This is a genomic window from Bittarella massiliensis (ex Durand et al. 2017), assembly GCF_009876955.1.
In the GTDB taxonomy this organism is placed as follows: domain Bacteria; phylum Bacillota; class Clostridia; order Oscillospirales; family Ruminococcaceae; genus Bittarella; species Bittarella massiliensis.
In genome coordinates this window covers 1-20700 of record NZ_WWVY01000001.1, presented here as the reverse complement: position 1 = coordinate 20700, position 20700 = coordinate 1, and the positions used below count along the sequence as shown (strand labels likewise).

Annotated in this window: 25 protein-coding genes; 14 read left to right on the top strand and 11 right to left on the bottom strand. The window is 64.3% G+C overall.

All coding sequences use genetic code 11. The features are described 5' to 3' along the window. Window positions 1-140: 140 nt before the first annotated feature. Together GT748_RS00125 and GT748_RS00120 are read left to right on the top strand one after the other, a co-directional pair. Window positions 141-512, top strand: coding sequence for an MmcQ/YjbR family DNA-binding protein (locus GT748_RS00125; RefSeq protein WP_353590692.1), 372 nt, complete (start codon window positions 141-143; stop codon window positions 510-512). A 702-nt stretch (window positions 513-1214) separates the two neighbouring features. After that, entirely contained in the window at window positions 1215-1691 is a 477-nt protein-coding gene (locus tag GT748_RS00120; protein WP_021661111.1) for an acyl-CoA thioesterase, read from the top strand. A gap of 357 nt (window positions 1692-2048) precedes the next feature. Here the strand turns inward: GT748_RS00120 and GT748_RS00115 are convergent, their stop codons facing one another. Next, the gene (locus GT748_RS00115) at window positions 2049-2978 is read right to left on the bottom strand and encodes a helix-turn-helix transcriptional regulator (protein WP_021661112.1); all 930 of its coding nucleotides are present in this window, start codon (window positions 2976-2978) and stop codon (window positions 2049-2051) included. A gap of 724 nt (window positions 2979-3702) precedes the next feature. Here GT748_RS00115 and GT748_RS00110 point away from each other — a divergent pair. Continuing rightward, window positions 3703-4116 carry a GntR family transcriptional regulator gene (locus GT748_RS00110; protein ID WP_021661114.1) on the top strand — a complete coding sequence of 138 codons (414 nt, stop codon included), beginning with the start codon at window positions 3703-3705 and terminating at the stop codon, window positions 4114-4116. After that, entirely contained in the window at window positions 4104-5483 is a 1380-nt protein-coding gene (locus GT748_RS00105; RefSeq protein ID WP_021661115.1) for a hypothetical protein, read from the top strand. Before GT748_RS00110 ends, GT748_RS00105 begins: the two co-directional genes overlap by 13 nt. Before the next feature lie 35 nt (window positions 5484-5518). Here the strand turns inward: GT748_RS00105 and GT748_RS00100 are convergent, their stop codons facing one another. Continuing rightward, window positions 5519-6376, bottom strand: a complete 858-nt coding sequence (locus tag GT748_RS00100) for a hypothetical protein (RefSeq protein WP_044993328.1) — start codon at window positions 6374-6376, stop codon at window positions 5519-5521. A 175-nt stretch (window positions 6377-6551) separates the two neighbouring features. On the opposite strand from GT748_RS00100, the gene GT748_RS00095 reads away from it, so the two are divergent. The 4 genes from GT748_RS00095 (at window position 6552) to GT748_RS00080 (ending at window position 11501) form a co-directional block, all read left to right on the top strand. Next, entirely contained in the window at window positions 6552-7520 is a 969-nt protein-coding gene (locus GT748_RS00095; RefSeq protein ID WP_021661117.1) for a beta-ketoacyl-ACP synthase III, read from the top strand. Window positions 7521-7774: 254 nt separating this feature from the next. Further along, entirely contained in the window at window positions 7775-9118 is a 1344-nt protein-coding gene (locus tag GT748_RS00090) for an amidohydrolase family protein (protein ID WP_021661118.1), read from the top strand. Window positions 9119-9769: 651 nt separating this feature from the next. Next, window positions 9770-10903 carry a M20 family metallopeptidase gene (locus tag GT748_RS00085; protein WP_021661120.1) on the top strand — a complete coding sequence of 378 codons (1134 nt, stop codon included), beginning with the start codon at window positions 9770-9772 and terminating at the stop codon, window positions 10901-10903. Between the two features lie 34 nt (window positions 10904-10937). Next, window positions 10938-11501: a TetR/AcrR family transcriptional regulator gene (locus GT748_RS00080; protein WP_021661121.1), complete on the top strand. Its 564-nt coding sequence runs from the start codon at window positions 10938-10940 to the stop codon at window positions 11499-11501. Between the two features lie 254 nt (window positions 11502-11755). Here the strand turns inward: GT748_RS00080 and GT748_RS00075 are convergent, their stop codons facing one another. Together GT748_RS00075 and GT748_RS00070 are read right to left on the bottom strand one after the other, a co-directional pair. After that, complete coding sequence (locus GT748_RS00075) at window positions 11756-12190, bottom strand: hypothetical protein (RefSeq protein ID WP_161213402.1); 435 nt, start codon at window positions 12188-12190, stop codon at window positions 11756-11758. Beyond that, a complete protein-coding gene (locus tag GT748_RS00070) occupies window positions 12187-12384 on the bottom strand; it encodes a hypothetical protein (RefSeq protein WP_021661311.1) in 198 nt (65 codons plus the stop codon). Before GT748_RS00070 ends, GT748_RS00075 begins: the two co-directional genes overlap by 4 nt. Window positions 12385-12569: 185 nt before the next feature. Between GT748_RS00070 and GT748_RS00065 the strand changes: the two genes are divergently transcribed. The 5 genes from GT748_RS00065 to GT748_RS00045 all read left to right on the top strand — a co-directional run bounded on the left by GT748_RS00065 (window position 12570) and on the right by GT748_RS00045 (window position 14943). Then, entirely contained in the window at window positions 12570-12809 is a 240-nt protein-coding gene (locus GT748_RS00065) for a helix-turn-helix domain-containing protein (RefSeq protein WP_073261302.1), read from the top strand. Window positions 12810-12889: 80 nt separating this feature from the next. Then, window positions 12890-13093, top strand: coding sequence for a helix-turn-helix domain-containing protein (locus tag GT748_RS00060; protein WP_021661308.1), 204 nt, complete (start codon window positions 12890-12892; stop codon window positions 13091-13093). 746 nt (window positions 13094-13839) lie between these two features. After that, the gene (locus tag GT748_RS00055) at window positions 13840-14040 is read left to right on the top strand and encodes a hypothetical protein (protein WP_021661306.1); all 201 of its coding nucleotides are present in this window, start codon (window positions 13840-13842) and stop codon (window positions 14038-14040) included. A gap of 31 nt (window positions 14041-14071) precedes the next feature. Further along, window positions 14072-14485 carry a hypothetical protein gene (locus GT748_RS00050; RefSeq protein ID WP_021661305.1) on the top strand — a complete coding sequence of 138 codons (414 nt, stop codon included), beginning with the start codon at window positions 14072-14074 and terminating at the stop codon, window positions 14483-14485. Window positions 14486-14517: 32 nt separating this feature from the next. After that, window positions 14518-14943, top strand: a complete 426-nt coding sequence (locus GT748_RS00045) for a VOC family protein (protein ID WP_021661304.1) — start codon at window positions 14518-14520, stop codon at window positions 14941-14943. A gap of 324 nt (window positions 14944-15267) precedes the next feature. Here the strand turns inward: GT748_RS00045 and bilS are convergent, their stop codons facing one another. The 6 genes from bilS to GT748_RS00015 form a co-directional block, all read right to left on the bottom strand. Beyond that, entirely contained in the window at window positions 15268-15774 is a 507-nt protein-coding gene (gene bilS, locus GT748_RS00040; protein WP_021661302.1) for a flavodoxin family protein BilS, read from the bottom strand. 282 nt (window positions 15775-16056) lie between these two features. After that, on the bottom strand, window positions 16057-16536 hold the full coding sequence (locus tag GT748_RS00035; protein ID WP_044993482.1) for a flavodoxin: 480 nt from the start codon (window positions 16534-16536) through the stop codon (window positions 16057-16059). Between the two features lie 20 nt (window positions 16537-16556). Beyond that, on the bottom strand, window positions 16557-17192 hold the full coding sequence (locus GT748_RS00030) for a flavodoxin (RefSeq protein ID WP_021661299.1): 636 nt from the start codon (window positions 17190-17192) through the stop codon (window positions 16557-16559). A 72-nt stretch (window positions 17193-17264) separates the two neighbouring features. Next, the gene (locus tag GT748_RS00025) at window positions 17265-18134 is read right to left on the bottom strand and encodes an aldo/keto reductase (protein ID WP_021661298.1); all 870 of its coding nucleotides are present in this window, start codon (window positions 18132-18134) and stop codon (window positions 17265-17267) included. A 1-nt stretch (window position 18135) separates the two neighbouring features. After that, window positions 18136-18651, bottom strand: a complete 516-nt coding sequence (locus tag GT748_RS00020) for a cyclophilin-like fold protein (RefSeq protein WP_244273539.1) — start codon at window positions 18649-18651, stop codon at window positions 18136-18138. Between the two features lie 37 nt (window positions 18652-18688). Next, the gene (locus GT748_RS00015) at window positions 18689-18919 is read right to left on the bottom strand and encodes a hypothetical protein (RefSeq protein ID WP_021661296.1); all 231 of its coding nucleotides are present in this window, start codon (window positions 18917-18919) and stop codon (window positions 18689-18691) included. Between the two features lie 145 nt (window positions 18920-19064). Between GT748_RS00015 and GT748_RS00010 the strand changes: the two genes are divergently transcribed. Beyond that, window positions 19065-19943, top strand: a complete 879-nt coding sequence (locus GT748_RS00010; protein ID WP_081693084.1) for a LysR family transcriptional regulator — start codon at window positions 19065-19067, stop codon at window positions 19941-19943. Between the two features lie 406 nt (window positions 19944-20349). On the opposite strand, the gene GT748_RS00005 is transcribed toward GT748_RS00010, so the two are convergent. Then, window positions 20350-20571 (bottom strand): helix-turn-helix domain-containing protein, encoded by a 222-nt coding sequence (locus GT748_RS00005; RefSeq protein ID WP_021661294.1) that lies wholly within the window; start codon window positions 20569-20571, stop codon window positions 20350-20352. Window positions 20572-20700: the final 129 nt, after the last annotated feature.

The window sequence follows — 20700 nt, the reverse complement described above, 5'->3', positions numbered from 1 at the left end:
AAATGACCCCCTCTGTTCCATCTCAAAAAAGGAGCCGTGAGAGCGCGGCTCCTTTTTTGCGCCCGCCCTTGCCAAAACCCGCCGCCCCCGCTATACTCGTTTAAAAAGGCGGCCCGTCCGCCGAGAAAGGAGTGTTCGCTGTGCACCCAGTGGACAAAACAGCCATTTTAGAGCGCGCCAGAGCGCGCTACGGCACCGAGCCAGAGGCCCTCTGGACCCGCTTTCCCAACCACTTGGCGCTGCGCCACCGGGAGAACCGGCGCTGGTATGCCCTCCTCATGGAGGTGCCGGCGCGCTCCCTCGGCCTGCCCGGCGAGGGGCGGGTGGACATCCTCAACGTCAAGTGCGACCCGCTGCTCGTCGGCTCCCTGCGGCAAAACCCGGGCATCCTCCCGGCCTACCACATGAACAAGGACAGTTGGGTCAGCATCCTCCTGGACGGGTCGGTGGAGGGGGAGGCCATCTTTGACCTGTTGGAGATGAGCTACCGCCTGACCCAGGGGCGGCGTTGACAGACTACGCCCCCTCTGGGCCGGAGTGTTGCACTCGGTATGGGGCCCTCCTCTCCGGCAGGGGGGAAAACCGAACGGCCGTCCCGGCGGCAAGCGGCGTCACCGGCTGCCAAAATCGGCCGCAGACGGGAACGCCCCGCCCGCTCCTCTGCTGCCAAGGTCTCTCTCCCCCGCAGGTGGGCGGCGCTGTCCTCCTCCTTTTCCGGCAAGCCAGCGGTGCAGCTCGACCTGTCGTCTGGCGGCAACCAGTCCCCAAGCTCCGGTGTCTGTTCCCCTGTCTGCCATCGGGGACCCGGCCGGCACCCGGCACTCCCATCGTCCCCCCCCCCCCCCCCCGCCGTCGCCGCGCCCTTCCACCTGCAAACAGACAAAAAAGAGAGCCGCACCCTGCGGCTCTCTTTTTATCTGCAATCGGGCGGCGCGGCGGCCCCCTAGAAAAACAGGGGCATGCAGGCCCCCACGATGGCCCCCAGGCCCAGCAAAATCGCCAGGGCCAGCGCTCCCACCTGCACCCATCGCTTGGACTTGTTCATCCTCTTCGCCCCCCGTGTCTTTTTTCCGGTCTATTTTACCACCGATTCGCCCGGTTGTGTGACCGCCCTGTAAATTTTTTGCCTGCCAAAATTTTTGCTCCCCGCCTTGCGGAAACGTGGTATACTAAAACCTGTTTGAAATACAGCCCACAGAAAGGAGGGCGCTTTTATGCCCCGAACTCCCAAACCCTCGTCCCTCTCCCGCTCCGAGCAGACCAACATCGTCATGTCCGGCCACATCAACGGTGCGGGTCGCCTCTTCGGCGGGGTGCTGGTGGAGTGGATCGACGTGGCTGCCGCCGTGGCCGCTCGCCGCCACAGCGGACGGGACGTCACCACCGCCGCCATCGACAACCTGCAGTTCAAGTCGGCCGCCTATGCCGGGGAGATGGTGGTCCTCATCTCCCGGGTCACCCACACCGGCACCACCTCGATGGAGGTGCGGGTGGACACCTTTGTCGAATCCCTGGACGGAGAGCGGCGGCTCATCAACACCGCCTATCTGGTGATGGTCGCCCTGGACAAGGAGGGGAATCCCACCCCGGTGCCCCCCCTCCTGATAGAGAGTGAGGAGGGGCAGCAGGAGTGGCAGGCCGCCGAGCGCCGCCGGGCCCTCCGCAGCGAACGCCGCCGCCAGGCCTACTAATCACACATCCTAAAGACAGCGCCGCCCTCCCCACTCCGGGGAGGGCTTTTTTTGCCCTTGCGGCGCGGCAAAGAGAGGAGCTTCTTCCCGGCCCCCTTCTCGGTAGAGAGAGAAGAGGAAAAGCAGTAGTGGCAGGTTTCCGAGCGCCGCCGGGCCCTCCGCAGCGAACGCCATCGTCAGGCCTACTAATTACACATACCTAAAGACAGCGCCGCCCTCCCCACTCCAGGGAGGGCTTTTTTGCCCTTGCGGCGCGGCAAAGGGGGGAACTTCACCCCAGCCCCCCTCCTGACAAAAAGCGAAGGGGGCCGGCCGGGATGGCAGGGCTCTTAAGGCCCCCGCCGTCGCGGCAGGGATTCAGCGTTTCTTTCCGTCTGCCCACCCGGCGGCCTCCGCCACCGCGGCCGCCCGGCGGGCCAGCTCCCTGCGCACCGGGGCGGGGGACTCCACCAGACACCCCTCCCCAAAGGAGAGGAGGTAGCTGTACAGCCACTCCCCCTCGGGGAAATCCAGCTCCACCACCGCGCTGCCGTCGGCCTGCCGCTGCAGCTGGGAGGGGGCGAACTCCTCCGCCAGGCGGAAGGCGGCCGAGGGGGCAAACCGCAGCCGCAGGGAGACGGGGCGGCCGAAGCCGCCCGGCTCCACCTCGGCCAGTTCGGGCGGGGCAGGGCGGGGGGAAAAGGGCTCGCCGGTGTCCCGCACCCCCTCCATCCGCAGCAGCTTGAAAAACCGCCAGTCCCCCCGCTTGCGGCACCAGGCCCAGAGGTACCAGGCCTGCCCCTTGAAGACCAGCTGCCGGGGCTCCACCTCCCGCTGGGTGGCCTCTCCCCGGGCGCTGTAATAGCGAAAGGCCAGCACCCGCCGCCCCAGGATGGCCTCTTTGAGCAGGTAAAAGGTCTCCTGCGCCGCCCGGTCCCCGCCCCAGGGGGAGAAATCCACCGCCAGCCAGTGCTCCTCCTCTTCCCCCCGGGCAAAGAGGGCCGACAGCTTGTCCAGGGCGCTGGCCCCTTCGGCCCCGGCGGCAGCCGCCCCCTGCAAAGCCGCCAGCACCGCCCCCTGCTCGGCCTCGGTCAACAGGGTGCGGGGCAGGGCAAAACCCGGCAGCAGGGCAACCCCGCCGCCCCGGCCCCGCTGGGTGTAGACCGGGATGCCCGCGCCGCTCAAGACATCCATATCCCGGTAGATGGTCCGCGGCGCCACCTCGTAGAGGCGGGCCATCTCCTCACAGGTGACCCGCTCCCGCCGCAAAAGCAGGCAGAGCTCTGAAAACAGCCGCTGTATCTGCACGGCGATCCCCTCCTTTTTCGCGGCGGACAGCGCCCCACCGAGCGTCTGTCCCTCTTTTCCGCACGCACGGCGCAGTGCGGCCGGACCCAGTTGCCCGCCTATACCGCAGCGCCATGGTTGTCTGCAACCAGTATACCACAATTGCCGCCCCTTTGCGGGCCGCCACTCCTCTTTCCCGGCGACGCCAGGTCTCCGACGGGACAGGCCGCCCCGCCCGAGGCGTTCCCACAGGCAGGGCAACAAATGGGCGCAAGGGGCCGATGCGCCGCACTCTCGCGGGCGACCGCGCCCCGCCGCTTCCCCATTCACCCCCTTCCCAAATCCGATAGGGCGGCTTTTTTAAGTTTCCTGTTCTCCCCTTTCGCGTCTCCCCTCTGTCCCGTACACCCCTCCCCAAAGCCGACAGGGCAGCCTTCTTTTGAAGTCCCTCCACCTGCCTCTTCTCCCCTCTCCAGTAGTACCTCTCCCGGTGCCCCTCTTTTTTCCCTGCAGTATCCCTTCCCAAACACTTGTAGGGCGGCTCTCCTTTTAAAATCCTCACCCCCCTTTCATCTTACTCGGCAGCGGCTCTCCCGCATTCCCCACCTCTTTTTTGAAGTCCCGCGCCCCAGCCCGCATAAGCTCCCCACCCATCAGGCAATCCCTCTTGACAACTTTGTATTATCTAATATAATGCAAATGACACATAAATTATACTGTCCGATGTCAAAAGGAGGGTATCCCCTTGATCGTTCAACTCAACCTGCAGTGCGATGTCCCCCTCTACCTGCAATTGCGAAACCAGATCGTCCTGCAAATCGGCGAGGGGCTGGCCCAGCCGGGGGAGCGGCTGCCCACCGTGCGGGAGCTGGCCGCCCAACTGGGGGTCAACGCCATGACCGTCAACAAGGCCTACGCCCTCCTCAAGCAGGAGGGATACCTGGTTCAGGACCGGCGAGCGGGGACCGCCGTGGCCAAGCACTTCCCCCCCGCCGCCGACTTCACCGCCAAGTTGGAGCGCGACCTCTCCCTGCTGACGGCCGAGTCGGGGCTGCGGGGGATCGACGAGGAGACCTTTCTGGCCCTCTGCCGCAAGCAGTACCGGCGCTTTGGCACGGGGGCCAGAACAGCAAAGGAGGGGTCGGGATGCTCACTCTGATTTTCGGCCTCACCTACCTCATCCTCATCGGCACCACCTATGCAAATGCCCGCCGGGTGGGCAAAGAGGGGCGGCTGCTGGGTGCCACCCTCTCCCGCGCCCGCTGGGACGACGCGGAGGTGCAGGCCATCCTCCACCGCTACCGCCGACAGATCGACCACATCTTCCTCCTCACAGTGCTGGCGGCGGCCCCCTTCTTTTTTCTGGAGCGCTGGCCCTCCCTCCTGCTGCTGCAGATGGCTTTGGTCTACGGCTGCTGCCTCTTCCTCACCTCCCGGCTGCGGGTAGGGGCCTTTCAGTCCCTGCTGGCACTGAAGCGGCGGCGGGGCTGGTGTCTGGGGACCCCCATCACCCTGCCGGTGGACCTGCGGGCCGTCGCCGCCCGCCGGGAACTGCCCCTCTCGCCCCTCTGGTTCCTGCCGGCGCTGGGGCTCTGTGTCGCCCTCTTTCTCCTCCTCCCCCTGGCTCGCCCCTCCATGCGCCCTGCCGCGGCCTCGCTGGCGGCACTCCACCTGGCGACCTGTCTCTTCTGCCTCTGGCGCTCGGGCAAAGGGGCGGGGCGGGTGCGCACCTACTGCGCCGACAGCGAGGTGAACCTGCGCTGCAACCGCCAAGTCTACCGACTCTGGTCGGCCTTTTGGGCGAGCACCGCCTTTGGAGAAGGGGTGCTTTTCCTCCTCCTCTTCTTCGCTCTCTTCCCCTCGCAGCCTCTCCGCTTCCCCCTCTGGGCCTTCTTCCCCCTCTTCGCCCTGGCAGGGGCGGGGGCCGCCCTCTTTTTTCAGGCCCGGCTGGAGCAGGTGCAGCAGGCCGCGACGGCGGAGGTGGGGGGCCCCTTCCTCGCCGATGACGACGAGTACTGGGCTGCAGGCTACTACTGCAACTCCCGCGACCCAAGGGATCGGACGGAGGAGCGCGACCCCTTCCTCTCGCCCTACAACCGCGCCCACCCCAGGGGGCGGTGGAAGGCGCGGGCGTCCTACCTCTTTTTGGCCCTCATCCTCATCCCGGTCTTTGGCCTGTTGCTGCGGCTGGACTTCACCCCCCTGCGGCTGCAAATCGACGGCGCGCAGGTGCGCATCGCCGCCCCGGCCTTTGGGTACCGCTTCGACGCCGCCGAGCTGGAGTCTATCACCCTGGTAGATGAAATCGAGGGCAGTGCCGTGCGGACAGGCGGCGGCAGCACCAGCGAGTACGACATGGGCAACTACTCCTCCACCGCATACGGCCAGTGCAAGTTCTACATCTACAAGAAAAACCCGCCCTTCATCCAGATGGTGGTGGGCGGGAAGTACGTCTTTTTAAACGGCAAAACCCAGGGGGAGACGATGGCCTACTATCGGGCGCTGGAGGCGCTGACAAATGAATAAAAGGACAGAGGCCGCCCAAACAGGCGGCTTCTTCTCTATTCCATCACGACGACCTCGTCAAAGGTCACCCGCTCGCAGTGGGGGTGGGTCCGCTCAAAGTTGCGCGGGCGGGCGGTCTCGACGACCAGCCGCCCCTCTCCCTCCCGTCGGCAGGAAAAGGCGTAGTAGAGGTCGTCCACATAGGCCACCGCATAGCACTGCTCTTCACCGGTTGCCTCCTCGGCCTCGCGGTCGTATAAAATGAGGTAGGTCTTCTGCTCGGCCGCCTCTTCCAGGCCCCTTTCATATTCAAAGTTGCAGAGGATTCCGACAGACATGGCCACCACCAGCACTGCCAGCGGGATGAGCAGTCGCCTGTTGACGGTGGCGTCCATCTCCTGATAGATGATCCAGCAATACCCTGCCACGACCCAGGGGAGCGAGGCAAAGGAGAGGGCCGTCTTCGTACTCCACCCCAAGCCGGCAACATCTGAAAAGACACCAAAGGAAAAGAGATAGGTGGTAAAGGAAAAGAGAAACGAAAGAGCAAAGGCCAAAAGGGTGCGCACCACCTTCTTTTTCTTGCCAAAAAAGAGGTGGTACAACCTGACCGTCCACTGCCTTCGCTCATCGTACTGGCTTTGCACCTGCCTGCAAAAGGCATGCAGGCAGGCCCGAACCACCCAAAAGACCACAAATCCCAGCGCAAACGCACCCAGGGTTCCCCAGAATACGAAGCGGTCACCCAACAGAAAAGAGAAGTGGGACAGACTGTTCTCCAACCCGTAATGGGTGGCCCTTCCAAAGCTGCGAAAGAAGGACAGCCCCCCGGCAAGGGTGATTGCCACCGGCACAACGGCGGCCAGCGTCTTTAACATGTCCTTCCACTCCGCCCGCTTTTCCTGTCTCTCCACGATTTTCCATCTCCTTTTGTCCCCATAGTAACACGCCGCCGGCCATTTGTAAAAGGCCCTGTCCATCCCCTCCCCTGTTTGAACTCCCCCTCCCAATATGGTAAAATAAAGATAAAAAAACGGGCCGTCGCGGGCCTGCCCGCCCGGCCCGGCACCATAAAAGGAGCGTACCGCCATGCCCATTTCCCTGCTTTCCACCGGCCGCTATCTGCCCCCCTTCACCGTCGGCAACGAGGCCTTCACCCAGTTTTTGGACACCAGCGACGAGTGGATCGTCAGCCGCACCGGCATCCATCAGCGCCACATCGCCCAGGAGGAGACCACCACCGACCTGGCCACCAGGGCCGCCGCCCAGGCGCTGGAGCGCAGCGGTCTCGCGCCGGAGGAGATCGGCCTGGTGGTCTGCGCCACCGTCACCCCCGACACCTCGGTCCCCATGGTGGCGGCCAACGTCAAGCGGGGGCTGGGCATCGAGCGGGCCGCCGCCTTTGACGTCAACGCCAACTGCTCCAGCTTTCTCTACGCCCTGGCCGCCGCCCGGGGGATGATGGAGACCTGCGGCTTTGCCAACGCCATCGTGGTGGGGGCCGACTGCAACAGCCAGCTCATCGACTGGAGCGACCGTTCCACCTGCGTCCTCTTCGGCGACGGGGCCGGGGCCGTCGTCCTTCACCGGGGGGAGGAGCCGGGTTTCCTCTCCTGCTATGTGGACTGCGTGACCGACACCGACCACGTCCTCACCTGCCACCATCCCCGCAAGGACACCCCCTTCTGCAAGGCCGGCGCGCCCCACAACACTGACCTCTACATGAAGGGCAGCGCCGTGATGCGCTTTGCCGTCAAGGCCCTGGCCAAGGCGGTGCGGGCCGCCGCGGCCGAGGCCGGGGTGGCGGTGGAGGACATCGCCTATTTCGTCCCCCACCAGGCCAATCTGCGGATCATCCAGTCGGCCTCCAAACTGATGAAGATCCCCATGGAGAAGTTCGTGGTGGACATCGACCACGTGGCCAACACCTCCTCCGGCAGCGTGCCGGTGGCGCTGGACATCCTCAACTGCTCGGGGCAGTTGAAAAAGGGCGACCTGGTCTGCCTGGTGGCCTTTGGCGGAGGGCTCTCCTCGGCGGCCTCGGTCATCCGCGTCTGACCGGCCCTGCCCGCTCCCATCCGCCGTCGGCATACTTGGAGCGCTCGCGGGGGGCAAGTCCCCGCACCCAAATGAGGTGCGGTCTCCATTTTTCGGCGGCGGTGACAACCCCACCGCTATCCCCCACACCCATACAAGGTGCGGAGATGTCCCAGGGAAACGGCGCAAACCCCACACCAATTTCAATTGAGCTCCCACCCGCACACCCGCGCCGGGCCCCTGCCCGAGCGCGCTTTTCAAAAGGAGGGTTTTCCATGTCTCTCTACCCATCTGTCCCCCGGCCCCAGGGGGTGGCCACCGCCGCGGGCGGGCGGGTCTGTTCCGCCCCGGCGGCCCCAGGGCGACTGTTCCTGAAAGGCGGCTACCTGGTCGACCCCAAAAATGGGCGGGAGGGCCCCTTTGACCTGGCCCTGGAAGGGGACCGTGTCGCCGAGGCGGCCCCCCACATCGACCACCGGCCCGGCGACCGGGTGGTGGATTGCCGGGGGCTGCTGGTGCTGCCCGGTCTCATCGACATGCACCTGCACATGGGCGACCTCTTCGAGGTGAGCACCGCCCCCATCCAAAACGCCGTCTGCCACGGGGTGACCGCCGCCTTCACCCCCGGGGCGGGCAACACCTTTATGGCCCCCGCCCTCTTTGGGGGGGAATTCGACCGGGGCCTCCCCCTCAGCGGGGGCTGCTACCTGGGGGCGGCCAGCCTGCTGGCCTGCCAGCTGGACGACGGCGAGTTGACGGCCTACTTCGCCGGCGACCTGCCCTGGGACACCGCCCTGCAAAAACTCTCCCGCGCCCCCCTGACCGCCGCCACCGGGGCGCTGGTGATGGGGGTGAAGGACCACATGGGCCACCTCATCCTCTCGGACGCGCAGATCGAGCGGCTCTTCGCCGTCACCTCCCGCGCCCGGCTGCTGTTGATGAGCCACACCCAGGACCCTGCCCACGCCGAGCGGATGGCGGCCCTCTCGAAAGGGCGGCCCCTCTACCTGGGGCACGCCTCGGCCGCCGGCTGCGGCACCCACGCCGGCGGGACGGAGGGGATGCGCCGGGTGCTGGCCCTCTGCCGCCAGCCAAACATCACCGGGGAGCTGGTCTCCTCCATGCTGCGGCCCGGCCGGGGCAACCGGGAGGGGCTGCGCATCGACCCACAGGCGCAGGCGCTCTGCTTTGAGGCCCTGGCCGACGGCACCGTCTCCATCCTCTGTTCCGACGGACAGGGCGACTGCACCATGAAGGGCTTTGGCGACACCCGAGACAACCTGCCCGCCATTCTGGAGCTGGCGGAAAACGGGGTGCTCCCCCTCTCGCGGGCGGTGGCCACCATGACGCAAAACCCCGCCGCCTACTTAAGCGAAATCACCGGCGTCCCCTTCTTCGCCGAGAAGCTGGGGCAGTTGGGGGCCGGGGCGCGGGCAAATGTGGTGCTCTGTGACCAGGGGGCCAAGCGGGCGGTCTGCACCATCGTCAACGGCGAGATCGCCGCCTTTGAGGGGCGATGTGTCCGCAGCGGGGCCGGGGCCGGACGGTTCCTCTCCCACCTGGGGGAGGCGCACCCCTTTGGGGTGGGGAACCTGCCCCTCTGGGACAGGGCAGAGTAGAGGAGCCGCCTCCGCCGGCTATCGGCCTGCCGCGCCCGGCGAAAATCCCCCTTTCCCGCCTGACAGGTCAAATCACTTAGAGCAACACGGGAGCATTTTTTGCGCGGGGCGAGGCGGGAACGGGCGGGCAGACACACCGCCAAAACATCCGGTGCCCCTCGCCGCCCGTGCGGGGTGGGGAGAGGGGATGTCCGGCGGGGTGAATACCCACCGGGACTTTGTATCACCTCACAGGCTAAAACGCGGTCGCCCTGTATACCGGGGGCCATCGGAAACAGCTGTCGACTCTCTTCACAGGGGGAGGAATTGACATTCGGGTACTCAACAATCCAGTTCTATTTGGTCGCCCCCCGCGGGTGCGTGGATTGAAATTCACCGGTGGCGACCCCAGTTCCAGCCAGCGCCACCGCACCCCACGCGGACGCGTAAAATTGAAACAAGTGGCAGGTGCCAAAGGGCGTCACGGGAACCAGGTCACACCCCACATGGGGGCGTAAGCAGAGATGCCAACCATCTGCCTCCCTCCCCCTGCCGTCCCGAGACCTGCAAAAAGGGCGGGCCAACGCGCCCGCCCCCTTTCCCCCAAAACCCACATGCGCGCACTCCATCCCTCTGCCGGGGCCGCGCGTCAACCGAGAGGAGCCTTTGCCCATGGAAATGCAGGAACTGAAAACCCTTTTGAGTGAGCTCGTCCAAATCCGCTCGGACGGGCAGAACGAGGCTGCCGTCTGCGACCGCATCGAGGCGTGTTTCACCGGCCTGCCGGTGGAGGTGCGCCGCTACCCCCACGGCCCGGGGCGGGACTCGATGGTCATCACCCTGCCGGGCAGGGATCGCAGCCGCGCCCTCTGCCTGGTGGGGCACCTGGACACCGTGCCGGTGCCCGACGCCCCCCTCTGGCAGCGCGACCCCTTTGGGGGCGCGTTCGACGGCGCCTATCTCCACGGCCGGGGCGCGGTGGACATGAAGGGCGGGGCCGCCGCCATGGTCGCCGCCGCCCTCGCCTTCCTGCGGGAAGGGGTCCTTCCCCCGCTGGACCTGCGCCTCTGCTTCACCGCCGACGAGGAGACCAGCGGCATGGGGGTCTGCCTGCTGCGGGACGAGGGGGCCTTTGCGGGCGCGGTAGCCGCCGTCATCTGCGAGCCCACCGGCCTGCGCCCGGGAAGCTGCGAAAAGGGCTGCCTCTGGCTGGAGGTGGAGGCCCTCGGCCTCTCCTCCCACGGCTCCCGGCCGGAACTGGGGGTCAACGCCATCGACGGGGTGACCGCCTTTGCCGCCGGGCTGCGCGCCGCCCTGGACAGCGGCGAGACCCACCCCCTCCTGGGGCGCACCACCGTCAGCCTCACCACCCTTTCCGGCGGGGTCAAGACCAACGTCATCCCCGACGCCGCCTCCGCCACCCTGGACATCCGCACCCTGCCGGGCCTGAAAAGCGACGACGTCCTCGCCCGGGCCGACCAGGTGGCCCGGGCGCTGGAGGCCCAGCGGCCGGGGCTGAAACTCTCCCTGCGGGTGCAAAACGACCGCCCCTCGGTGGCGGCCGACCCCGACAGCTCCTTCGCCCTCGCGGTGGGGGAGGCCCTGGCCGCCTGCGGCCTGCCCGGCGGGGAAAAGGGGCTCTATTTCTACACCGACGCGTCCCAGTTCATCCCCCAGACAGGGCTGCCCTTCGTCATCCTCGGCCCCGGGGACGACGCCCTCTGCCACAAGCGGGACGAGCGGATCCCCCTGGAAGAGGTGGCCGCCGCGGCCGACTGCTACCGGGCCCTGATCGCGTCCCTCTGACCCCCGCCAACCGAAGAAGGAGAGGAAACTGCCCATGTCACAGACCACCAAGCTGGCGCTGGCCGCCTCGCTGAAGAAGCTGCTGCTGCAAAAGCCGCTGGACAAGATCACCGTCACCGACATCGCCGAGGACTGCGGGGTCGGCCGCCAGACCTTTTACTACCACTTTCAGGACATCTACGACCTGGTGGAGTGGATCTTCCTGGCGGAGGCAGAGGCGGCCATCGGCGGCCAAAAGACCTACGACACCTGGCAGCAGGGCTTTTTGCAGATTTTTCAGATGGCCCTGGCCAACAAGCCCCTCATTATGAACGCCTACCACTCCATCAGCCGGGAACAGGTGGAGCGCTACCTCTACCAGGTGACCTACGACCTGCTCATCGGGGTGGTGGAGGAGCAGGCCGTCGGCCTGCCGGTGCGGGAGGAGGACAAGCGCTTCATCGCCGACTTCTACAAGTACGCCTTCGTGGGCATCCTGCTGGACTGGATCCGCCGCGGGATGAAGGACGAGCCCCAGGCCATTGTCGGCCGCCTGAGCATCCTCATCCACGGCGACATCGCCCGGGCGCTGGAAAAGTACCGCACCGACCGCAGATGACCCCCGCCCAAGAGGGAGGGCCCCTTCCGGCACCCGCGCCGAAGGGGCCCTCCCCTGTTTTTGCCCCCGCCCGCGCCGGGGGCCGCCCCGACCGCCCGCCTTCGGCAAGGGGGGAACAGCCTGTGCCACCCGTCGGCGCGGGGTGGGGCTCCTCAGCCCGGCAAACCGCTCCCGGAAAGCGCACACCCCCCGCCTGTCCTTTTCGGCAAACGAGCGCCGCCCCAGTCACCCGACCGGGACGGCGCTCGTTCTATTCAAAGGGGTCGAAGTCCCTTCTCACTCCTGTCAATGGCGGTGTAAACCGCGCCGTCCAGCTCCCGCGCGAGGCGGAGGATGCACTGACAGCGCACATGGGTGTCCATCAGGGACGTCCGCCGCAGCCGCCAGCGCCGCCAGCACTCCACCCCCAGCGAGAGGGCCACCGGCAGGGCCGCCGCGCCCAGAACGAGCGCACGCCCCGCCCCGGCCAGCACCGCCGTCAGCACCGGCGCAAGGGCCAGGCAGACCAGCGCCGGTGCCGGGAGGCGGAGGTGGAACCAGGACTCCCGCGCCTTCAGCGGCTCTTTCCACACCTTTACCAGCCGGTCAAAGACGTAGGACATCTCCCTGTCCATCCGCAGAACGGTTTTCTGAAATCCCCAGTAGAGCCGGCGCACCGCCCGCTCCTCTCTCGTCCGCCCGCCCCTCATAATGCGCCGCAAGCCCCTGCGGGGTGCTTGACCTCCATGTTGTCGAGGGAGTAGCGGCAGCACTGGGAGACCAGCTCGTTGACCGAAATGCCGTTTTCTGAAGCGCACTTTGCCAGCTCGTCCACCAGCTCTTTTTTCAGCCGAAAGGTCTTGCTGACGTACTCCTCTTTTCTCACTTCAAACACCGCAATCACCGTCCATCTTCCTTACATCCATTGTAGTGTCTGTCGTACCCCCAATAAACACCTCATTTTTGCACCCCTTTTCGGGGGTGCAAAACGAGAATAAAGGTTTCCAATTTTACTATTTTACTATCACAAGATAGTATCGTAAGCACTATTGTATGATAGTAGATTAAGGTAGCCTTGAGGTGATTTTTATGTCCTATCCAAGGCTCAAAGATTTGCGCGAAGATGCCGAGTTGACACAAAAGGAAATCGCGGCTGTGCTCGGCATCGACCAACGAGTTTATAGCAATTACGAAACTGGAAAAAGAGAAATTCCCACTCGTTTTGTCATTCGATTGGCCAGTTATTACCATACTAGTACAGATTATATTCTCGGCCGTACAAATGAACCCAATCCCTACCCTCCTCTCCCACAAAGGAGAGACAGGTAATAACACAATATTACTATCAATCGTTAGTAAAGTCAATTGCTTTCAGATTTCACAGATAAACTTAGTCTTGAGGTGATTAAATGCGATACCCAAGACTAAAAGATTTGCGCGAAGATGCAGATTTGACACAAAAAGAGATTGCTGCCATCCTCGGCATCGACCAGCGCGTTTATAGCAATTACGAAACTGGAAAGCGCGAAATCCCCGTACGCCTTCTTGTCGCCCTCGCCGATTATTACCAAACGACTACTGACTTTATTCTAGGCCGCGATAAGAACTCTTGAGTCGCCTATCTGCCTTGCATCCCGCCCCGCACCAGTCCCCATTCACCCCGGCTGCTCGCCGCGTTTCCCCCACGGAAAGCGCGGATTGAAATTGACATAAGACAACAGAAAATACAAAGCCAAAATAGTCTCGCTCTTATGCGGAGCGAGTGGATTGAAATTCACCAGCTGTCATCAACAGAGCCTATCTTAGAGGTCTTGCTCCCACGCGGAGCGAGTGGATTGAAATTGCTGGGCGGTAAGGTCTGGCCGTCGGAGCACATGTCGTCCCCCATGCGGGGACGTGGGTTGAAATCACTGCGTGAACAATCTCGAAGCCATGCGGATTGTGTCGCACCCCATGCGGGTGCGTGGATTGAAATTCTCCGAACTGCCCCCACTTGTTGCGGCGGTTTAAGTCACCCCCGCGCGGGGGACTGCACCTGCGGCGGCGAGATTGGGAGCGGCCTTGTGCTGGGGGAAGTGCATGTCCCCATTCCGCCGGGCAGACCGGCCGCATCTGCACCCCCTTCTCCCCCACGCAGGCCGCCTTTCCCGGTGAACGCGACAACTGCAAGCACTGCCGGGCGGAGCAGTCACCAGTTTTAGAAGGACCGCGGGGTCGGCGGCGCACAGTGCAAAAAGCGCATCAGCCCCTCCTCGGCAATCACAGCTGCGGGCATCCCGCCGACCCCCCGCCCGATTGGAAGCATTCGCTTCCCCCCCAAAAAACGAGGAGACCCGCTGACCGGCAGAGGAGGTACAAAGTGGATTTTTCAAGAGAAGAGCTGACGGAAGCCAAGCGACAAATCGATTCGACCCTGCACAAGTTGCGGGAGACGGTGAAAACGCTGGCCGCAAAGGAGCGCCCCGAGCGGTACCGTTCACAGCTCACCCTGGCCACCCGGCGCATTCGCGCCTTTGAGATCGCCGGCTGCCTGATTGAGGAGCGGCTGTTGGAAAAGTAGCCCCAGCAGACGGGGAGAGGGAGAGACCGGCATGGAAAAAATCGTCAATTACCTGGACATCCCCCAGCCGCACAGGGACGCCGTCTTGGAGCGGCTGCCGCAGCTCGGCTTCTGCCCCGCCAAAGGGGGGCAGGCGGCCCTGCGGCGGAAGATGGACCGCTCGCAGAGGGGAAAGCTGCCCCAGTTTGGCTTTGTCTTTCGCGGCGAAGAGCTGGTGGGCTACCTGTTTTTGACGGCAAAGCCAGAAAAGCCCGCCGCCGTGCTCCCCTGGTGGGCGGTGGGAAATGCCGACGAGCTGCCGCCGGAGACCGCCGTCCGGCTGCTGGAATGGGGCATCGCCCTCGCGTCTGACTGTGGCTGCCCGGCGCTGGTCCGGCTGCTGCAGGCCAATTTGAACGACCAAAAACAGGGCGCAGGCCGCAGGCGGCCGGGGGACTGCCGCTGACGCCTCTCAGTGAATTGAAAGGGACTGTTTACATGGACAACAAGCCGATAATCAAGATGTACGCCTTTACCATAGACTGTCAGGACCTCGCCGCCCTGGCGGCATTTTACACCCAGCTGCTGGGGTGGGAGCTCTTTTTCTCCAATGAGGAGTGGGCCTGCATCGGCCCTGCGGGCGCCGAGCAGGGGGCCTATCCCGGCATCACCTTTCAGCAAAACCCCGCCTATCTGCCGCCGGTCTGGCCGGAGGAACCGGCGGCCCAACAGCAGATGGCCCACCTGGATTTTGCCGTGGACGACCTGGAGAGCGCGGTCGAATACGCCCTTCACTGCGGCGCGACCGAGGCGGCCGAGCAGTTCTCCGACGGCTGGCGGGTGATGTTCGACCCCGCCGGGCACCCCTTCTGCCTCTGCGCCATGAAGCCGGTCATCGAGAGCGAGCACTTCGCCCTGCTGTAAATGGGTTTCCCCGTACCGAAAAAAGCCCTCTCCCGTCCTGGAGAGGGCTTTTTTGTGTGAAGGGGAACGCCTGCCCGCACCCCTTCCTCCGGCTTCAAACCGGGGCCAGGAGAGGGGGGACAAAGCGGCTGTCCTGGAAAGGGACTTCCCGCCGGTTTGTCCCCCACCCCGGTAAAACGGGCATTCTTGACCATAGATGGGTCGCTCCCCCTAAAAAGAGGGCGGCCGGGCGGTCTCTTTCCCTCTTTAAGGAGAAGAAACAGTGAGGAGCCGCTCGATGGCAGCCCCCCTTTCCCTGTCGAAATCAAAAAAGGGGGCAGTGTTCTACCTCTCCGCCTGCTCTCTGGCAAAGGCCGCGGCCGCGGCCAGGTCGGCGGCGCTGGGGTGGGCGAGGGCCGCATCGAAGTTGGCGAGCATCCCCTCGGTCTTTGGATCGCCGGGGTTTTCGGCCTGCATCTGCTCGTACCGGCGGCGCACCGAGAGGGGCATCCTCCCCTGGCAGAAAAAGTGCCCGGTGAGACGGCAGCCGCCGGGCAGGTGGGCGGCAAAGCGGGCGGCCAACTGGTCGAAGTAGGCGTCGGAGCCGCCAAACCCGGCGGTGCCGAACAGGGCCACCCGCTGGTCGGACAGCCCCTCCAAAAAGGCAGCCACCTCGGGGGCGCAGTCCCCTTTGTCGGCCCAGGAGCCGACAAACAGCAGCTCGGCCCCGGCCGCCGCGGGGGACGGCGGGCCAAAGGAAAGGCAGCCGTCGGCGGGCAGAGCGTCGCGGATGGCCTCGGCCACCCGGCGGGTGTTGCCGGTCCGGCTGGTAAAAACGACGGCGTAAGTCATCAAAGTTCCTCCTCCCGAAAAGGGACTCTTTTCCCCCATTATGGCCCCTTTTCGGCGGGATACAAGGGCATTTTATAAAGATTTTTGTTGTATTTTATGAATATAAAACTATTTGTATAATTCGATGGACATTTTCCGGCACCTATTGGCGAATGCAGAAGAAGAGAGGGGACGGGTGCCCCCTCTCTTCTCTGCCGGTGAGCTGTTCAAATGCCCGCCAAAAGCAGGCGGTGTTCCCACTGGGCGGATGGCCGCCGCCAACAGGCGAAAAGGGGAATCCCTTTACAGCTCCAACCCATCGACCCAGGCCCTTAACTCCGCCGACGACGCGCCGGCGCGAAAGCACCTGCCCTCCCGCAGGTCGGCCCCGCGGCAGGAGCCCTGCAGCCCCTGGTTGGTGCGGCCCATCCCGCTGCCGCCGGAGGTGGCGAAGGGGACGATCACCTTGCCGTCCAGGCGGTAACTCTCCAAAAAGGTGTTGATGATGGTCGGCGCCAGGTACCACCAGATGGGGAACCCCAGGTAAATCACATCGTACTCCTCCATCCCCTCCACCCGGCCGGTGATGGCCGGGCGGGAAGAGGGGTCTCTCATCTCCACGCTGCTGCGGCTGTTTTTGTCCGTCCAGTCCAGGTCCGCCGGGGTGTAGGGCCGATCCGGGCAAATTTCATACAGGTCCGCCCCCACGGCGGAGGCCAGTGTCTTTGCCAATTTTTCGGTGGTTTTGCTGGCGCTGAAATACGCCACCAGTTGTCTGCTCATCCCGTCCATCTCCTTCTTTCTCACTGTTCTGCCCGCGGCGGCAGTTCCAGGCCGCCGACCCACTGGGCCATCTCCTCATAGGAGGTGCCGCCGGCAAACCGCCGGCCGGTAAGCCAGATGACCCCTTCCCCACAGAGGGGGTGCAGCTGTTCGGCGCTGGAGCCGATGTCGCTGCTGCCGGAGGTGCAAAAGGGCACCACCGTCTTGCCGCCAAAGTCGTAGCTCTCCAAAAAGGTGCTGACGATCCGGGGGGCCTGGCCCCACCAGATCGGGTAGCCCAAAAGGACGACGTCGTACCCCTCCATCCCCTCCATCCGGGCGGCGATGGCCGGGCGGGCAGAGGCGTCTCCCATCTCGACGCTGGCGCGGCTGCCGTCGTCACTGTAATTCAGGTCGTCGGCCGTGTAAGGGATTTCCGGCTCGATTTCATAGAGGTCTGCGCCCAGGGCCTGCGCCGCATAGCGGGCCAGGGTCTCGGTGTTCCCCGTGGCCGAAAAATAGGCCACCAGCACCCGTTGCGGCCTTTCCCCGCTCTCTCCGGTCGGGGCCGACTGGCTGGGCGAGGAGTCGGACCGGCCCCCGTTTGCCGGCGCGCCGCAGCCCGCCAGGCAGCAGAGCGCCAGCACCAGTGTCAGCAAAAAGGACGATCGCTTCATCTTTGATTCCTCCCAAAGGTCCGCGCGCGCTGCGCGGGCCGGTCTCTGTTTTGTCCGGGGCCATCGGCCCCTTTACAGGCTGGTCAGCACCGGGTTTCGCAGGTAGTCGTACACCCGCTTCACCTCGCTGGGCTCCCTGGGGTCCAGCAGGGTGGGGCGGCCCCTGTCCAGGGCGGCGATTTGGGCCATCTCCCCCTCTTCCAGCGCAAAGTCCCAGACGGCCAGGTTTTCCACCATCCGCTCCCGGTGCACCGATTTGGGAACGACCGCCACCCCCTGTTGCAGGTCCCAGCGCAAAATCACCTGGGCGGGGGTCTTGCCGTGCCGCCGGGCGATGGCCGCCAGCACCGGCTCGGCGAACATCCCCTTCAGCCCCTCTGCGAAGGGGGCCCACCCCTGTGGCTGGACGCCCAGTTCCCCCATCAGGGCCAGCTCCTCCCCCCTTTGAAAGTGGGGGTGCCGCTCGATTTGGTTGACCTGGGGGACGATTTCGGCGCTGTAACACAGGTCCAGCAGCCGGTCGGGGAGGAAGTTGCACACCCCGATGGCCCGCACCTGGCCCGCCCGGTACAATTCCTCCATAGCCCGCCAACTGCCGTAGTAGTCGCCAAAGGGCATGTGCACCAGGTACAGATCCAGGTAGTCGAGCCCCAGGTTTTGCAGGGACTCGTCGAAAGCCCGCATCGTCTGCCGGTACCCCATCTGCTGGATGTAGGCCTTGGTGGTGACAAACAGCTCCTCCCGCGGGAGACCGCAGCGGGCGATGGCCCGCCCCACCGCCGCCTCGTTGCCATAGGAGCTGGCCGTGTCGATAAGCCGGTAGCCCACCGAAACGGCGTCCAAAACGGCCTGTTCACAGGCTGCCGGGTCTGTGATTTGGAATACCCCAAAGCCCACCATGGGCATCTCCACCCCGTTTGGCAGCCGCACCCTCTCTGTCATCTCAGTGCTCCCCCCTCTCCTCGCCCCACACCGAAATGGTGACGGAGCCGCTCAAGGCCTCGATGTCCCCTTCCCCGGAGACGGCCCGCCCCAGTTCATAGAGCTGGCCGCTCCCGTCAAAGGGGCCGTAAAACAGCACCACGTCCCCCCAGGGCGCGTAGTAGGCCAGCACCCCCCGCCCGCCTTCGGCCAGGGGGGCGTCCGCCACCTCCAACTCCTGGGGCGGATAGAATATCTTCTCGTTGGTGCTGAAGTCCTCCACCTCCACCGTCAGGGGAAGCTGGTCGCAAAGGCCCTGGGCCGCCGCGCTCTGGCCGAGCTCGTAGACGATTTCACGCCCGTCTGCGCGAACGGCGATCCTGGTGGGCTGCTCCTCCCCTTCGGCCTGCGGAGCAACTTCCGCCGACGGCGCGCCCGCCGGGGACAGGCTCTCTGCCGCCGGTGCATGCGGGTCTGTCCCGCACCCCACCAGGCAGCAGAGCGCTAAAACGGCCGCCAATAGATGCGCTCTCTTCACGATTGCTCGCTCCCTTCTCCCGTTTGGCCGGGCGCTCTCACCGCTGTCGGCCGGACGCCCGCTCCACCGCGCGGATCAGATAGTCCACCGCGTCCACCTTTCGCTGCACCGCGTGCAGGTCGTCCATCAAAGCCCTTCGCTGCCGGTAGAGCAGCGGCAGCCGGTCGGTGGCGCAGCGCAGGTACTGCCGCCGCGCCTCCCCCGGAAAGCCGCAGTCCAAAAGGCAGCGCTCGGTGTCGGCGGCGGCGGAGGGTGTTTTTCTCTCCATCTCCTCTCCCTCCCTCTGCCAACAGGATACACGGGTCAGCGCAAAATAGCAAACAGTTGTTGTGCATCATTTACCATCGTTGACAAGAATGGTATTGCGGAGTATCATAAGGGCGAAACGATTTGTACAGGGAGGCGAGCGAAAGATGATCGAGACCAGGCTGCTGCACTACTTTCTGGCCATCGCCAGGGAGCAAAACATCACCCGGGCGGCCGAGACGCTGCACCTCACCCAGTCCACCCTCTCCAAACAGATGATGGATCTGGAGCGGCAGTTGGGCAAACAGCTCTTTATTCGAGGGAAGCGACGGCTGACCCTGACGGAGGAGGGCAACTTTCTCCGCAACAAGGCGCAGGAGATCTTGGAGCTGATCGGCAGCACCGAGTCGGCCTTTCACACCGAGGGGGAGATCTTGAGCGGGGACATCACCATCGGCTGCGGCGAGACCGCGGCGATGGACCGGATCGCCGCGGTCTACCAGACCTTTCACCGGCAGCACCCGGAGGTGCGGCTGCACACCTTCAGCGGCGACGCCGACTCGGTTTTGGAGCGGTTGGACAAGGGGCTGGTGGACATGGGGCTGCTTCTGGGCCCCATCCGCCAGGAGCGCTTTGACTACCTGAACATCCACCAAAAGGACACCTTCGGCCTGCTGATGCCGCGGGACTGTCCCCTGGCCAAACAGGACGCCATCGGGGTGGAACAGCTTGGCTCTCTGCCGCTGATTTTGGCCGAACAGACCTTTTCCGGCCGCCAGGACCTGGACTGGTTCGGGGTGGACAGCGCCGCTCTCCAGGTCGTCGCCACCTACAACCTCATCTACAACGCCACCTTCTTGGTGGAGCGGGGGATCGGCTACGCCCTCTGTCTGGAGGGGCTGGTGAACACCCAGGGGCGCGACCTGGCCTTTCGCCCCATCGAGCCGGAACTGTCGGTGGGGCTGTACATCGCCACCAAGAAATATCAGACCTTCTCCCCCGCCGTCAAGGCCTTTCTGGAGCAGATCCGGGAGGGGGCGCGGTAGGGCTTTTTGTCGGGGAGATAAGGAGCCAGGGGGAGAGAAGCGGTCAAAGGCGCCCTTCTCGCCCGCTCGCCTGCCGCGGGCCGTCCTGCGGCTTTGCGCGCCAATTGCCGGGTGGGCAAAAAACAAGGGGGATGCCGGGCGGCATCCCCCCTTGTTTTCTGTTGGCTTTATATTATTTATAGGCGCGGGCACAAAGCAAAACGCACCCCACAAAGTGAGGCGCGTGACTTGGAAGTGGCAGCTTGCCGCTGAGTTTACGCTATAGAAAAGGCGCCTGACCCGATATGATTGATAGAGAAACGGCGGCCAGTCTCAAAAAATTGGTAACGGGTGGACGGCTTGCTTGGACAAATAAAACCGTCGGCAGCTTAGTGGCATGTGCGGACTCTTGAAGGATCCATTCCAATTATGGCAAATCAGAGAACAACTCAGCGAGAGAAATTCCAAGGACATCTGAAATTTTTTTGCACAAATCGAGGGTGACACTATGTTCTCCACGTTCAATTCGCCCGTAATAGGCCCGGCTGATGTCACATAGTGATGCAAATTTCTCCTGTGTCAATCCTCGGGCCTCCCGTGTTTTTCGCAGGATATTTCCAAACTGGATATTGATATTTTCCAAATTCATTCTATACACCGCCTAAAAACGTTATATATAGCGTTGAACTTCTGTTGTCCATATTGTACCAAGTCGCTGGCGCGACGGCTAGTGCAAGGTACATAATTCCGCTGCTTTTCCGAAAAAAATAGCAGTTTT